The 14,261-nt window shown below is 69.4% G+C and carries 14 protein-coding genes and 1 pseudogene; 9 read left to right on the forward strand and 6 right to left on the reverse strand.

Annotation, left to right across the window (positions count from 1 at the left end; translation table 11 throughout):
• Position 1: 1 nt before the first annotated feature.
• From DI276_RS10110 to DI276_RS10125, 4 genes are all read right to left on the reverse strand, one after another.
• A complete protein-coding gene (locus DI276_RS10110; protein WP_112263007.1) occupies positions 2-1,975 on the reverse strand; it encodes an ATP-binding protein in 1,974 nt (657 codons plus the stop codon).
• Positions 1,976-2,025: 50 nt separating this feature from the next.
• Positions 2,026-2,346: a hypothetical protein gene (locus tag DI276_RS10115; RefSeq protein WP_157984615.1), complete on the reverse strand. Its 321-nt coding sequence runs from the start codon at positions 2,344-2,346 to the stop codon at positions 2,026-2,028.
• A 65-nt stretch (positions 2,347-2,411) separates the two neighbouring features.
• Positions 2,412-2,666: a hypothetical protein gene (locus DI276_RS10120; RefSeq protein ID WP_112263009.1), complete on the reverse strand. Its 255-nt coding sequence runs from the start codon at positions 2,664-2,666 to the stop codon at positions 2,412-2,414.
• A gap of 9 nt (positions 2,667-2,675) precedes the next feature.
• A complete protein-coding gene (locus tag DI276_RS10125; RefSeq protein ID WP_112263010.1) occupies positions 2,676-4,115 on the reverse strand; it encodes a PucR family transcriptional regulator in 1,440 nt (479 codons plus the stop codon).
• A gap of 127 nt (positions 4,116-4,242) precedes the next feature.
• Between DI276_RS10125 and uraH the strand changes: the two genes are divergently transcribed.
• The 9 genes and pseudogenes from uraH (at position 4,243) to DI276_RS10170 (ending at position 12,705) form a co-directional block, all read left to right on the forward strand.
• Complete coding sequence (uraH, locus tag DI276_RS10130) at positions 4,243-4,557, forward strand: hydroxyisourate hydrolase (protein WP_112263011.1); 315 nt, start codon at positions 4,243-4,245, stop codon at positions 4,555-4,557.
• 2 nt (positions 4,558-4,559) lie between these two features.
• Positions 4,560-5,420 carry an FAD binding domain-containing protein gene (locus DI276_RS10135; RefSeq protein ID WP_112263012.1) on the forward strand — a complete coding sequence of 287 codons (861 nt, stop codon included), beginning with the start codon at positions 4,560-4,562 and terminating at the stop codon, positions 5,418-5,420.
• Positions 5,411-5,872: a (2Fe-2S)-binding protein gene (locus DI276_RS10140; RefSeq protein ID WP_112263013.1), complete on the forward strand. Its 462-nt coding sequence runs from the start codon at positions 5,411-5,413 to the stop codon at positions 5,870-5,872. Before DI276_RS10135 ends, DI276_RS10140 begins: the two co-directional genes overlap by 10 nt.
• Positions 5,869-7,221 (forward strand): 8-oxoguanine deaminase, encoded by a 1,353-nt coding sequence (locus DI276_RS10145; RefSeq protein ID WP_112263014.1) that lies wholly within the window; start codon positions 5,869-5,871, stop codon positions 7,219-7,221. Before DI276_RS10140 ends, DI276_RS10145 begins: the two co-directional genes overlap by 4 nt.
• Entirely contained in the window at positions 7,218-9,404 is a 2,187-nt protein-coding gene (locus DI276_RS10150) for a molybdopterin cofactor-binding domain-containing protein (RefSeq protein WP_112263015.1), read from the forward strand. The genes DI276_RS10145 and DI276_RS10150 overlap by 4 nt, the downstream gene beginning before the upstream one ends.
• Positions 9,405-9,424: 20 nt before the next feature.
• Positions 9,425-9,886 (forward strand): nucleoside deaminase, encoded by a 462-nt coding sequence (locus tag DI276_RS10155; RefSeq protein ID WP_198680545.1) that lies wholly within the window; start codon positions 9,425-9,427, stop codon positions 9,884-9,886.
• 96 nt (positions 9,887-9,982) lie between these two features.
• Positions 9,983-11,389 (forward strand): NCS2 family permease, encoded by a 1,407-nt coding sequence (locus tag DI276_RS10160; protein WP_112263017.1) that lies wholly within the window; start codon positions 9,983-9,985, stop codon positions 11,387-11,389.
• 25 nt (positions 11,390-11,414) lie between these two features.
• Positions 11,415-12,188 (forward strand): annotated as a pseudogene (locus DI276_RS10165) (XdhC family protein); the annotation flags it as partial.
• Positions 12,189-12,348: 160 nt separating this feature from the next.
• Entirely contained in the window at positions 12,349-12,705 is a 357-nt protein-coding gene (locus DI276_RS10170; RefSeq protein ID WP_408610517.1) for an allophanate hydrolase-related protein, read from the forward strand.
• Between the two features lie 69 nt (positions 12,706-12,774).
• On the opposite strand, the gene DI276_RS10175 is transcribed toward DI276_RS10170, so the two are convergent.
• Both DI276_RS10175 and DI276_RS10180 read right to left on the reverse strand, forming a co-directional pair.
• Entirely contained in the window at positions 12,775-13,428 is a 654-nt protein-coding gene (locus DI276_RS10175; RefSeq protein ID WP_112263020.1) for a hypothetical protein, read from the reverse strand.
• A complete protein-coding gene (locus tag DI276_RS10180; RefSeq protein ID WP_112263021.1) occupies positions 13,425-14,048 on the reverse strand; it encodes a response regulator in 624 nt (207 codons plus the stop codon). Before DI276_RS10180 ends, DI276_RS10175 begins: the two co-directional genes overlap by 4 nt.
• Between the last annotated feature and the right edge of the window lie 213 nt (positions 14,049-14,261).

Genomic DNA, 14,261 nt, shown 5'->3' on the forward strand with positions numbered 1-14,261 from the left:
CTCACCGTTCGCGGCGCTGCGGGATCACCCCGGCTGCGCCGCCGTCCTCGTCGAGCAACGCCTGGATGTGCACGGCCTGTGGATCGTTCTGGTCGTGGTAGCACGCGAGCGCGGCCAGCCGGTGCGGGCGCGGGTCGTCAGCCAGCTCGGCGAGTTCGAGGTGGACGTCGGCGAGGTGCACCGGTGAGTGGCTCAACCCCTCCAGCGCGGAGTCGAGCAGCGCTCGCGCCCGCCCTGGATCACCGGCCAACCGGCACGCCCTGGCGAGGAACGTCCGCGCACGGGCCTGTTCGGCAGGATCGCTCAGCAGCGACTCCGCCAGCTCCAGTTCCGCGATCGCCTCCGCGTGCCGGCCGAGCTCCACCAGCACCTCACCGATGTGGCGCCGCGCGTGCCCGCGGCCCCGGTCGCGGGTCCGCAACTCGAGCGCTTCGCGGTACAGCGCCAACGCCCGTTCGGGCTCGCTCACCCGGCCGAGCAGGGTCAGCGCGGTGGACACGACGAGCGGATCGTTCAGCGGCAGCACCGCTTCCAGCTCGGCGACGGCCTCGTCCACGGCGCCCGTGTTGATCAACGCCAGGGCGAGACGGGTCCGCAACCGCGCCTGGGCGACAGGTTCTCCGCACTCGCCCGCCGCCGCGACACCCAGCCGGTAAGTCGAAATCCAGTCGGTGTGCAGGCGGTAGTGCTTGAACAGCGCCCACAACGGTTCGCACAGCTGCCACCGCAGGTCGGCAGGAGCGATCTCGACGGCGCGCACGAGATTTTCCCGCTCGTGGACCATCCATCCCATCGCCTCCGCCGCCGACGAGTAGGCGTCCCTGCGTGCCAGTGCGTACGCCGAGCTCGACCGGTATCTGTCCGGCGCCAGCACGAGATCCGCCTCGACCGCCCTGGCCAGGTACCACTCCACTGCCCTGCGCACCGCAGCCGCGCGGTCGGGATCGGCCTTGCCGCGCGCATGCACCCGCAACAGGTCGTGGAACCGGAACCGGTCGTCACCGGCTTCGCTCAGCAAGGACTTCTCGACGAGGTCCTCGAGCGCGTCCTCGACGTCGTACTCCGGCTCCTCGATCATCGCCGCAGCCACCGACACGTCGAACGTGCTGCCGGGAAGCCAGGCGCACAACCGGTACAGCCGCGCCTGCCGAGCCGGAAGCTCCACATAGGACAAATCGAGGACCGACCTGACCGAGGCCGACTCGTCCAGCGCGGGCAACCTGTCGTCCTGCAACTCGACCACCTCACGCGAAAAGGTCCGCCGCGGCCGCGTGGACAACCGCGCGCCCACCACCGAAAGTGCGATCGGCAGACCGCCGCACAACCGCGCGACCTCCTGCGCCGCATCGGGTTCGCGCGCAAGCCGCCCTTGCCCGACAACGCTGTCCAGCAGCTCGACGGACTCCTCGACGCCCATCGGCGCGACGTCCACGAACCGCGCGCCGTCGAGGCCGAGCGAACTCAGCCGCCACCGGCTCGTGACGACGATCGTGCCGGACGTGGGCAGCAACGGACGAACCTGAGCGGCGCTCACGGCGTTGTCGAGGAGCACGGACAGCTGTCGCCGCGCCGTGACAGACCTGAACAACGCGGCACGCCGGGACAGTTGCGGCGGAATGTCGATGACACCGAGTGCGTGCAGGAATCCCTCCAACGCCTCCTCGGGCGCAACCGGTCCGGTCGGCGTGTGCGCACCGAGATCGACGTACAGCTGACCGTCCGGAAAGGCGGCGCGCCGATCTTGGAGCCACCTCAGGGCGAGCGAGGTCTTGCCGACCCCTCCTGGCCCGCTCAGCACCACCAGTTCGCCGGGCCGAAGTGCGGCGAGCTCGGCCTTCCTGCTGACGAAGCACCGAGGCACGGGCGGTAGCTGAAACGGTGCGAGCACCTCCCGCCGCGGTGAGTGGAAGTGCACGTCCCGCACGGCCCCCGCCTGGACGACGTTCCCCGCACTGCCGCTCATCACGTTCTTCATCACCCGTACCTCCCCGAACAGTCGAAGTTACGGGCTTTCGCCGTCTTGCGTCAGACGGCCATCGAGTGATCGCACGCGAGTGCGGCACCCGTGGCGGAGGTCGCCGACTTCACCTCGCGCCCGTTGACGATGATCTTGCAGGTGAGCTCGCCCTGCACCCCTTCGAGCCGGATCGCCACCCGTCCCTCGCGCACGCCCATGCGTTGGAACGGCACGTCCGGGTTGCGCAGGGTTCGTTCGTCCTCACCTGGAAACGAGTAGGTCAGCCGATCCGTCGTACCCGTTCCCTCGACCACGACGCGGATGTCGGGCACTGCCGCGCAGCCGGTGCTTCCGACGAGCAGCAGGCCCGTCAATAAGGCGATCTTCATGGCCGAGACGGTAGAAGCGGTGCGATGCCGGGACATCAGCCTGAAGGCTCGAGAAGGATCAGCCGTCAGAATGACAACCCGCGCTCGCGCAAGCACTCTTCCAGCCGCAGCCGTTCGAGGTCCCGGTCCATGCCCTGGGGCAGCACGGACAGCCGGTGCTCGACCTCCAACGCCGCACAGGCCTGCACGAGCAGCGCGTCGTAGGCCTGCCGAGCCGCGATCTTCTTGACGGCCGACGTGCCGGGCTCGAAGCCCGCCAGCGTCCGGCGCACACGACGAAGGTCGGCCGCGATGCGTTCGATCGGCCGACGCTCGGACACGCGTCCAAGCTACCCCGCCTGCAACGCCAGGAAGAGGTCCACGCGCGCCTCGAACTCGGCGAGGTCCACGCCGAGCAGCTCCTCCACCCGGCCCACCCGGTACCGCAACGTGTTCACGTGGACGTGCAGCTTCTGAGCCGCCGCCGTCCACGACCCGGAGCAGTCCAGGAACACCTTCAACGTCCCCACGAGATCCGAACCGTGCTCGGCGTCGTAGTCGAGCACCGGGCCGAGCAACCGTCGTCGCAACGACGTCCGCAGCTCCTCCGGCACACCCGCGAGCAGCAGCTGGTGCAGCGCGATCTCCTCGCCTGCCACCACACACGTGCGGCCACCACGCCGTTCGCCAAGCCTGCGCGCGTGTGCGGCCTCCTCCGCAGCGCCACGCAGTCCGCGCCACTCGACCGGCGAGCTGATGCCGACCAGCACCCGCGCCGAGCCGAGGCCCGGCTCCATCACCCGGATCGCCTCGCGCACGTCGTCCGGCACCGAGTCGTCGGACCGGGCGACCGCGTACACGGTGTCGCCGACGGGCGTCACCAAAGCGTGGGGCAGCGTCTCCTCGAGCACCGCGGCCGCCAGATCGGTCCGCTGGTCGGAGGTGACCGCGCTGATCACCCGGAGCCGCGCGTTCTCCAGCCCTGCCGCCGCCAGCCGCGACTCCACGTCGGCGGACCCGCTCAACACCGCGGCCACCAACGGCGCGGCGGTCCGGTTCTCGATCTGCCTGCCCTGTGCCTGCCGGAGCCGTTCCAACGCCACGAGTGACGCCAGCTCGGCAGCGGCCTCTTGCTGCGGATCCCCGCCCACGACGAGGATCCAGCTGGTGAGCCGGTTGCCGCCGCGTTCGGACACGGGCACGAGGGTCATCCCCCGGACGGTGCGGGGCAGCCGGTCGGCCTGCAGGAACTCCTTCACGAGCGACACCCGGTCGGGCAGCTCGCCGCCGGCCACGACGCGGCCGGTCGTCGACAGCACCCAGCACGGCGCGCTCAGCTCGTGCCCGCCCGCGAGCAACAACGCGGGCAGCCCGGCGCCCTCGGCGACGACGTTGAGCAGCCGCCGGTGTCTGGACAGCCCCACCAGTTCCATCGAGACGCGCTCGGTGATCGTCGCGAACGACAGGTCGACCGGCACCTCCAGCAGCGGCACGTGGTGGCGCTCGCAGGCGTCGACGAGGTCAGTCGGCAGCGCGTGGTTCTCGGTCTCGGAGGCGGCCAGCCCGGCGACGCGGGCCGAGGCCAGCGAGCGGACGAACGTCTCCGAGTCCTGCGGGCCGTGGTGCCAGAGCAGGCCGGACAGCACGAGCTCCCCGCCGGAGAGATACCGGCTGGGGTCGGGCAGCTCCGTTCCGTACACACGGGTGACCGTGCGGTCGAGCTGGTCCTCACCGGTGTGCAGGCTCAGGCGCAGTTCCGGCATCTGCAGCAACGTCCGCAACAGCAACATGACAGGTCACTTTCGTCCATTCGTGTTTGTAGGAAAGCACAAATTCGTTACGTGTAGGAGCCTGCTGATTCATGCGTCCCGCCGTAGAGGTACGGACCTGTGGCTATGTGTACTGGCTCACAACCAGATGGGAGGGCGAGTGACGATCTCCACGCACGTGCTGGACGCGGCACGCGGCAGGCCGTTCGCGGGCATCACCGTGTCGCTGCAGCGCCGCGACGGGACCGAGGTGAGTTCCGCTGAGACGAACGCCGATGGCCGGATCACCGGATGGGGTGATGGTCTGGAAGCCGGGGTGTACCGGCTCGTGTTCGACACGTCGGAGGCGGCGCCGTTCTTCCCCGAGGTCGTGCTCACGTTCGACTACTCCGATCCGGCGCAGCACTACCACGTGCCGCTGTTGCTCTCGCCGTTCGCCTACTCCACCTACCGAGGTAGCTGACGATGGACTTCCTTCGACCGGAAACGCTTGCGGAGGCGTTGGAGCTGAAGGCCTCCCGGCCGGACGCCGTGCCGATCGCCGGCGGCACGGACGTGATGGTGGAGCTCAACTACGACCACCGCCGCCCGGCCGCGTTGCTGGACCTCACCCGGATCCCTGAACTGGGTGAGTGGTCCGACGGGCTGCGGATCGGCGCGGGTGTGCCGTACGTGCGGATCATCGACGAGCTGGGTGCCCAGCTGCCGGGCCTGGCCATGGCCTCGCGCACGGTCGGGTCGCCGCAGATCCGCAACCGCGGCACGGTCGGCGGCAACCTCGGCGCGGCCTCCCCCGCGGGAGACACGCACCCGGTGCTGCTGGCGTCCGACGCGGTCATCGAGGTGGCCTCCGTGCGCGGGACCAGGATGATCCCGGCTGCTGAGTTCTACGTCGGCGTGAAGCGGAACGCCCTGGAGCCGGACGAACTGATCGTGGCGGTGCACCTGGCGCCTGCCAAGGGGCCACAACAGTTCTCGAAGGTCGGCACGCGCAACGCGATGGTGATCGCGGTGTGCTCGTTCGCGATCTCGCTGTTCCCGGCGGAGAAGCGGGTGGGCGCGGCCGTCGGGTCCGCCGCGCCGACTCCCCGGCGCGCTCACGAGGCCGAGCAGTTCCTGGCTTCTGAGCTGGACTTCTCGTCGCCGAAGCCGTTGCTGGACTCGGTGAAGCGCGAGTTCGGCGAGCTGGTCTCGCTCGCCGCCTCGCCGATCGACGACGTGCGCGGATCGGCGGCGTATCGCAAGCACGCCTTGGCAGTGATGGCTCGCAGGACGCTCGGCTGGGCCTGGCAGGAACTTCTGGATGGGGAGCAGCAATGCGCGTGAACGTGACGGTCAACGGCGAGCAGCGCCAGGCTGACGACGTGTGGGAAGGCGAGTCGCTGCTGTTCATGCTGCGCGAGCGGCTCGGGCTGCCCGGCTCGAAGAACGCCTGCGAGCAGGGCGAGTGCGGCTCCTGCACGGTCTACCTGGACGACGTGCCGGTGTGCGCGTGCCTGGTCGCGGCCGGTCAGGCGCAGGACCGTTCCGTGCGGACGGTCGAAGGGCTGGCTCAGGGCGATCAGCTCGATCCGGTGCAGGAAGCGTTCGTCGAGGCGGGCGCGGTGCAGTGCGGGTTCTGCACGCCCGGTCTCGTGGTCGCGGCGCACGACCTGCTGGACCGCGTGCCGTCGCCGTCCGACCCGGAGATCCGCGAGGCGCTCGCCGGAAACCTGTGCCGCTGCACGGGTTACGAGAAGATCCTGGACGCCGTGCGATTGGCGGCGGCGCGCCGATGATCGTTCTCGACCGCTGTGCGGTGTCCACTGTAGATTCGGCCGGGACCGAGCACGCGTCCGGTCACGTTGTCGTCGCTGATGGCCGGATTCAGTCCGTCGGCTCGGGTCCGGCGCCTCGGCCGTACGAGTCGCACACCTACGTCGACGCGTCGTCGTGCCTGGTCACGCCCGGCCTGATCAACACCCACCACCACCTGTACCAGTGGGCGACGCGGGGGCTGGCACAGGACGCGACCCTGTTCGAGTGGCTGACCACGCTTTACCCGGTGTGGCGCGGGCTCGACGACACGGTCACGCACGCGGCGGCGTCCGCCGGGCTGGCCAAGCTGGCCTTGACGGGCTGCACGTTGGCTGCGGATCACCACTACGTCTTCCCGTCTGGTGGCGGCGACGTGTTCAACGCGCTGGTGTCGGCCGGGCGCCGGATCGGGATCCGGCTGGAGGCGATCCGCGGGTCGATGGACCGCGGCGAGTCGCAGGGCGGGCTGCCGCCGGACAACCTGGTCGAGGACACCGAGGCCGCGTTGATCGCGACCGAGCAGGCGATCGGTGACTACCACTCGACGGCTGATGACGCGCTCGTGCGCGTCGCCGTTGGGCCTTGTTCGCCGTTCTCGGTGTCGCGCGAGCTGATGACCGGGGCTGCGTCTTTGGCGCGCCGTCATGGCGTTCGGCTGCACACGCATCTGGCCGAGACGCTGGACGAGGAAGAGCAGTGCCTGGCGGAGAACGGTTGCACGCCGACCGAGTACGCCGAGCAGCTCGGCTGGCTGGGTTCGGACGTGTGGCTCGCACACACCGTCCACCTGTCTTCTGACGCCGTGAAGCGGCTCGGGGCGACCTCCACCGGTTCCGCGCACTGCCCGACGTCCAACGGGCGGCTGGGCACCGGGATCGCGCCCGTGCGCGACCTGCTGGACGCCGGTGCGCCGGTCGGGCTCGGCGTCGACGGTGCCGCGTCCAATGAGGACGGTGGACTGGTCGTCGAGCTGCGTGCGGCGTTGCACCAGGCGCGGCAGCGGGGCGGGCCGCGAGCGTTGGACGTCCGGCAGGCGTTGTGGATGGCCACGATGGGTGGCGCGCGGTGCCTGGGCCGGGACGACTCGCTGGGCTCGATCGAGCCGGGCAAGGTCGCGGACCTGGCCGTGTGGGATCTGTCCGGAATGGACTACGCGGGTATCGCGGACCCGGTGGCGGCATTGGTTCTGGGCACGCCGCCGCCGTTGAAACTTTTGGTCGTGGGCGGTCAGGTCGTCGTGCGGGACGGGGTTCTGCAGACGGCGTCGACCGACGAGCTGGCGCGTGACCTCTCGTCCGCCAGCGCGAAGCTTCAGGAGGCAGCGCGATGACCCTCACTCCCGCCGAACTCACCTCCGCGGTGTCGGGTGGCATCGGGACGTCGCCGCAGCGCCCAGACGGCAACCTGAAGGTGCGCGGCGAGTTCGCTTACGCGTCCGACCTGTGGCACGAGGACATGATCTGGGGCGCTACTTTGCGCTCACCGCACCCGTATGCGCGGATCGTGTCGGTCGACCTGACCGAGGCGCTGAAGGTTCCTGGTGTGTACGCGGTGCTGACGCACTCGGACGTACCCGGTCGCAACCTGTACGGGTTGGAGCACAAGGACCAGCCGGTGCTCGCCGTGGACGTCGTGCGCTACCAGGGCGAGCCGATCGCGCTGGTCGGTGCCGACCACCCGGAGACCGCGCTGCGGGCGATGAAGAAGATCGCCGTGGTCTACGACGTGCTGGAACCAGTCGTGGACATGGAAACCGCGGTGGACGACACCCCTTTGCACCCCGGCGGGAATCTGGTGCGGCACGTCCCGATCCGCCGTGGTTCGCAGGACATCACGGCCGACGTCGTGGTCACCGGCCGGTACGAGGTCGGCATGCAGGACCAGGCGTTCCTCGGTCCGGAGTCCGGCCTGGCGGTGCCGGCCACCGACGGTTCGGTCGATCTCTACATCGCGACGCAGTGGCTGCACGTCGACCGCGACCAGGTGGCTTCCGCGCTGGGGTTGCCGGTCGAGAAAGTGCGGCTGACGCTGTCCGGCGTCGGCGGTGCGTTCGGTGGCCGGGAAGACCTGTCGATGCAGGTGCACGCGTGCCTGCTGGCTCTGCACACCGGCAAGCCCGTGAAGATGGTCTACAACCGGGAAGAGTCGTTCTACGGGCACGTGCACCGGCACCCGGCGGTGCTCTACTACGAGCACGGCGCCGACCACACCGGCAAGCTGGTCTACGTCCGCACGCGGATGTACCTGGACGGCGGTGCCTACGCCTCCTCGACGCCGGCTGTCGTGGCCAACGCGGCGACTCTGGGCGTTGGGCCGTACGAGGTCGACAACGTGACCGTCGATGCTTACGGCGTCTACACGAACAACCCGCCGTGCGGTGCGATGCGCGGATTCGGTGCGGTGCAGGCAGGTTTCGCCTACGAGTCCCAAATGGACAAGCTGGCCGAGGCTCTCGGGATGTCTCCGGTCGACGTGCGGGTGCGCAACGCGATGACCGAGGGTTCTGTCATGCCAACGGGTCAGGTGGTCGACTCGGCCGCGCCCGTCGCCCAGCTGCTGAAGCTGGTGCAGGACAAGCCGTTGCCGGCCGGTACGTCGACCGACATCCGTGAGCTGCCCGGCGGCGTGTCCAACACGACGCACGGCGAGGGTGTGGTGCGCGGCGTCGGTTACGCCGTCGGCATCAAGAACATCTGCTTCTCCGAGGGCTACGACGACTACTCGACCGCTCGCGTGCGGGTCTCGATGGTGCAGAACGAGTTGGCAGCTGCCGTGCACACCGCCGCGTGCGAGGTCGGCCAGGGCCTGGTGACGATCATGCAGCAGATCGTGCGGACCGAGCTGGGCATCGAGCGGGTGACCGTGCTGCCGATGGACACGACGATCGGCAACGGCGGTTCCACCTCGGCATCGCGCCAGACCTATGTCACCGGTGGCGCCGTGAAGGCCGCCTGTGCGTTGGTGCGCGACAAGTTGGCCGGCCGCACCGACATCGGCGACGAGGTGATCGACGAGACCACCGAGTGGCGGCACCGCGCAACCGAGGCGCTCGATCCCGAGACCGGACAAGGCAATGCGCACGTCCAGTACGGCTTCGCCGCGCACCGTGCGGTGGTCGACGTGGACGTTGATCTCGGCCTTGTGCGCGTGGTGGCGTTGGACTGCGCGCAGGACGTGGGCCGTGCGCTGAACCCGCAGGCCGTGCTGGGCCAAATCCAGGGCGGGTCCGCCCAGGGCCTCGGCCTCGCGGTGATGGAGGAGATCCAGACCTCCGGCGGCAAGGTGCGCAACCCGTCCTTCACCGACTACCTGATTCCCACCGTGCTCGACATGCCGCCGATGAGCATCGACGTGCTCGAGCTCGCCGATCCCCATGCCCCGTACGGCATTCGCGGCGTCGGCGAACCGCCCACCATCTCGTCGACCCCGGCGATCGTGGCGGCGATCCGCGCGGCGACCGGCCTGGCGCTCACCCGCGTCCCGGTCCGCCCGGAACACCTCACCGGTACCTGATCGTTTTGGAGTCTCCTGCTGTGAACGCACATCTGCTCGCCACCATCGACCTGGCCACCCGCAACGTGGCTTCTGGCGGCGGTCCGTTCGGCGCGATGATCGTCCGTGATGGGGCGGTCATCGCCACCGGCGTCAACCAAGTGACGCCGACGCTCGACCCCACCGCGCACGCCGAAGTGGTCGCCATCCGCGCGGCCTGCCAGGCGCTAGGTGACTTCAAGTTGACCGGCTGCACGCTGATCTCGTCGTGCGAGCCGTGTCCCCTGTGCCTGTCCGCCGCGCTCTGGGCGCGGGTGGACAGGGTCGTCTACGCCGCCGACCGCCACGACGCGGCCGCAGCCGGGTTCGACGACCGCGAGTTCTACGAGTTGTTCAGCAAGTCCCGTTCCGAGTGGGACCTGCCCGTGCACCAGATCTCCACAGGCGAGGACAACGCCCCGTTCACCGCGTGGATGTCGCTCGCCACCCGTATCGATTACTGACGGCCACAAGCCTGTCTAGCTGACCGGAGCTTGCATTTGCTTAAACGCGTTCCGGCGTAGGAACGCGCCCACCGGCATGGGAAAGGCCGTCTGCCAATGACTCAGTTACGGAGCCGACAATCGACGTCGGTGCTCGACCAGTTCTTCCGCATCACCGAACGTGGCAGCTCTCTGGGCCGCGAAGTGCGGGGCGGTATCACGACTTTCGTCGCGATGTCGTACATCGTGCTGCTGAACCCGTTGATCCTCGGTGCGTCCGCCGACATCACCGGCGCCAAGCTCACCATCGCTGAAATCACCACGGCGACGGCGTTGGCCGCGGGTGTGATGACCGTCCTCATGGGACTGGTCGGCAACGCACCGCTGGCGATCGCCGCCGGTCTGGGCGTCAACGGCGTGGTGGCGTTCCAGATGGCGCCGACCATGACGTGGGCGCAGGCCTTCGGGTTGGTGGTGCTGGAAGGCGTGTGCATCGTGATCATGGCCGCCTCCGGCGTCCGTGAGCGGATCATCAACGCGATCCCCGAACCGTTGAAGATCGCGATCACGGTGGGCATCGGCCTCTACATCGCGTTGGTGGGCCTGGTCTCCGCGGGTTTCGTGACCCGCACGCCGGACGCGGTGGGCTCCACCGTTCCCGTGCGGATGGGCATTGACGGCCACCTGAGCGGCTGGCCGATCGTGATCTTCTGCCTGGGCCTGCTGCTGATGATCGTCCTGATGGCGCGCGGCGTGCCGGGCGCGGTCCTGATCAGCATCGTCGTCGCCACGGTGGTCGCCGTGATCGTGAACTCCGCGTTCGCGGTCAAGGGCTGGGGACTGGTCGAGCCCAAGCTGCCGTCGTCGGTGGTCGGCTCACCGGACTTCGGGTTGTTCGGCCGGGTGGACCTGTTCGGCGGTTTCGTCTCGGCCGGCGTGATCGCCGCGACGATCTTCCTGTTCACGTTGGTGTTGTCGGGCTTCTTCGACGCCATGGGCACGATCACGTCGGTGTCCGACGAGGCGGGCCTGACCAGGGACGGCCGCGTCGAGGGCATGGGCAAGATCCTGATGGTCGACGGCGCCGGTGCGGTCGCCGGTGGCGTGACGGGTTCCGCCCCGAACACCGTGTTCCTCGAGTCGGCAGCGGGCGTTGGCGAAGGCGCCCGCACCGGTCTCGCGTCGGTGGTCACCGGCGGCCTGTTCCTGGTGGCACTGCTCTTCACCCCGCTGGCGGCCATCGTGCCCGCCCAGGCGGCGGCACCGGCCCTGGTGGTGATCGGCGGTCTGATGATGACGCAGATCCGCCGCATCCCGTGGCAGGACACCGACTTCACGATCCCGGTGTTCCTGACCGTGGCGATCATCCCGTTCACCTACTCGATCACCAACGGCATCGGTGCCGGCCTCGTGTCCTACGTGGTGCTGCGCATCTGCAAGGGCCGGTGGCCGGGCTGGTTGATGACGGGCCTCGCCCTGATGTTCGCCGTGTACTTCGGCGTGGACCTGATCAGCGGCCACTGATCACGTCCCCACGAGGAGGTTCTTCATGCGTGACCTGGCTGAGACGTTGCTGGCCTGGGACCGTTTCGCGGTCGCCTCGGTGGTGGCGGTGCGCGGCAGCGCACCCCGCTCGGTGGGCGCGGCGATGGCGGTCGGCCCCTCGGGCGAGGTGATCGGCAGCGTGTCCGGCGGCTGTGTGGAAGCCGAGGTCTACGACCTCGCGTGCACGGTGCTGGCGACGTCTCAGCCGGCGCTGGCCACGTTCGGCTACTCCGACGACACGGCGTTCGCGGTCGGCCTGACCTGCGGCGGTTCGCTGGACGTCCTGGTGCAGCGCGACAGTCCTGGGTTGCGCGCGGCCCTTCAGGCCTCTTTGGACGGACACCCGGTGTCAGTTCGTTTTGCCTTGGAGGATCACGTGTTCACCGAGTCGTGGCTGCCTCCGCCGCGCCTGCTGGTGTTCGGCGCGATCGACCACGCGGCGGCCGTTGCCGAGATCGGCCGTTTCCTGGGCTACCACGTGACGGTGTGCGACGCGCGGCCTCTTTTCGCTACTGCGGAACGTTTCCCCGCGGCGCACGAGGTCGTCGTCGACTGGCCGCACCGCTACCTGGCTGGCACCCACACCGACTCGTCCACGGCGGTCGTGGTGCTGACGCACGACCCGAAGTTCGACATCCCGGTGCTGTCGTCGGCTCTCGTGATGCCTTTGGCGTTCGTGGGCGCCCTGGGTTCCCGACGCACGCACGCTGAGCGTCTTGAGCGCCTCCGCGAGGCCGGCGTGCCTTCTGCTGCTTTGGCCCGGCTGCGGTCCCCGATCGGCCTCGACCTCGGCGGCCGCACCCCCGCCGAGACCGCCGTGTCGATCGCGGCCGAGCTCGTGGCGTTGCGGCACGGCGGCACGGGCCTGCCGCTGTCGACCTTGTCCACCCCGATCCACCAGGAGAGTCATGGCACTGATCTTTCTCAACGGCGGCGGCATGCAGGGCGGACCGCTGCACTCCCAGCTCCAGGGCACCCCGATGGTGTGCCGAGCCCGCAGTGCGGCCAAGTACCGGTACTTCTCGGTGCGGGACAAGTTCCCCGCGATGCACGAGTCGGGCTCGGCCTCGGTCGTCGGTGAGCTCTACGACCTGCCGCTGAAGGTCCTGCGCGACCACCTCGTCCCCGCCGAGCCCCCGGAGCTGGAGATCGGCGTCATCGAGCTCGAGGACGGCAGCGCCGCCCTGGCCACCGTGCTCCGCGACGCTGTGGTCGAGCCGTTGCTCCAATCGGGTGACATTCGGGACATCTCGTATCTGGGCGACTGGCGGGAGTTCCTACATCGCGAGGGGTGAGGGAGTGGCAAGGGGGAGTTGCCGCGAGCGGCGGGGCCAACCGAAGTGGCCCCGCCGCGGGGGACCCTCTCAGCCTTCGTTGAGCGCCGCACTCACCTTCGCGAGCTGCTCCGGGCTGAACGAGATCGCGTTGTGCGGACACCGGAAGCTGTAGGCGCCGTCGCAGATCCAGACGCCGTCCCGCTCACGCCAGTTCGCCGGCTCCCACTGGCCCTGTCCGTCGAGCATCAGCCCGGCCACCGTCTCCGGTTCCTCGACCCAGGTCAGCTCTTCCAGCGCTGCCGCGACCCTGGTGATCGCCTCCGCGGGCACGTCGGCGTCGCCGAGCATCGGCAGAAGCAGCAGCAACGTCCGCGCGTCGGTGGCCACGGCGTCCAGCTCACGCCACGACAGGCCAGGCCCCATGAACGAGCCGTCACTGGCCAGCACCAACGCCTCCTGCTGATCCTGGAGGTGGTAGTCGATGCCCTTGTCGCCGTCGAAGTTGCGGTACACGACCCGGATCACGCACCCGTTGCCAACGGGCACGGTGAACACCGGCCAGCGCTCGACCGAACACAGCTCGTCGACCAGCTCTTCGGCCGCGTCCCAGTCCGCGCCGAACGCCAGCTCCTGCGCCTTCTCGCCGAGCAGCCACGAACTCAGATGGCACAGCCAGAACAGCGGCCGCTCCAGGTACTCGTCGCCCTCCACCAGCGGATAGGCCTCATAGCCCGGAATCAACGCCCACGCCCTTTCAACAGCCCACGCTCGTACGCCACCGCCACGGCCGCCGCCCGGTCACTCACCCCGAGCTTCGCGTAGACGTGCAGGAGATGAGTCTTCACCGTCGCCTCGCTGATGAACAACGCCGCCGCCACCGCGCGGTTGGTCGACCCCTTGGCGACCAACGCCAGCACCTCCAGCTCCCGCGCGGACAACGGCTCCAGCGCGGGCTCCCGCACCTGCCCCAGCAGCCGCGTCGCCACCGCGGGCGACAGCACCGCCTCCCCCGCGTGGGCAGCACGGATCGCCCGGTGCAACTCGTCGCGCGGCGTGTCCTTGAGCAGGTATCCGGTGGCGCCGGCCTTGATCGCAGGCAACACGTCCCGATCCGTGTCGTAGGTCGTGAGCACCAGAACCCGGCACGGGTGCGCGCGCAAACGCTCGATCGCGGACAGACCGTCGGACCCCGGCATGCGCAGGTCCATCAGGACGACGTCGGGCGACATCGCGCTGACGACCGCCACCGCCTCGTCCCCGGACGCCGCCTCGCCCACCACCTCGAAGTCGTCGGACGCGAGCATCCCGCGCAAGCCGTCGCGGACCACGGGGTGGTCGTCGACGATCACCAAACGGATCACCCGACCACCTCCGCCACTCCCGAACCTGCGGGCACCCACGCCCGCACTTCCGCTGAGTTCACGCCGGCGCTCCCGACCCCGCGACCGTCACCACACCCAAACCCGCGTCCCCCGCACACGTCGGCACTCCCCACCCCACCGCAATCGCACCCAACCCCGTGTCCCCTCGCTCACGCCGGCACGCCCCACCCCCACGGCCGCCACTCACCCAGG

Origin of the sequence: Lentzea terrae, assembly GCF_003265345.1 — a bacterium.
GTDB lineage: Bacteria > Actinomycetota > Actinomycetes > Mycobacteriales > Pseudonocardiaceae > Lentzea > Lentzea terrae.

Coding starts and splice junctions, on each gene's coding strand:
- DI276_RS10170 (WP_408610517.1), top strand. CDS start 12,349: ATGCAGGGCGGACCGCTGCACTCCCAGCTCCAGGGCACCCCGATGGTG.
- DI276_RS10140 (WP_112263013.1), top strand. CDS start 5,411: ATGCGCGTGAACGTGACGGTCAACGGCGAGCAGCGCCAGGCTGACGAC.
- DI276_RS10125 (WP_112263010.1), bottom strand. CDS start 4,115: ATGTTGCTGTTGCGGACGTTGCTGCAGATGCCGGAACTGCGCCTGAGC.
- DI276_RS10135 (WP_112263012.1), top strand. CDS start 4,560: ATGGACTTCCTTCGACCGGAAACGCTTGCGGAGGCGTTGGAGCTGAAG.
- DI276_RS10150 (WP_112263015.1), top strand. CDS start 7,218: ATGACCCTCACTCCCGCCGAACTCACCTCCGCGGTGTCGGGTGGCATC.
- DI276_RS10145 (WP_112263014.1), top strand. CDS start 5,869: ATGATCGTTCTCGACCGCTGTGCGGTGTCCACTGTAGATTCGGCCGGG.
- DI276_RS10110 (WP_112263007.1), bottom strand. CDS start 1,975: ATGAAGAACGTGATGAGCGGCAGTGCGGGGAACGTCGTCCAGGCGGGG.
- DI276_RS10160 (WP_112263017.1), top strand. CDS start 9,983: ATGACTCAGTTACGGAGCCGACAATCGACGTCGGTGCTCGACCAGTTC.
- DI276_RS10115 (WP_157984615.1), bottom strand. CDS start 2,346: ATGAAGATCGCCTTATTGACGGGCCTGCTGCTCGTCGGAAGCACCGGC.
- uraH (WP_112263011.1), top strand. CDS start 4,243: ATGGGAGGGCGAGTGACGATCTCCACGCACGTGCTGGACGCGGCACGC.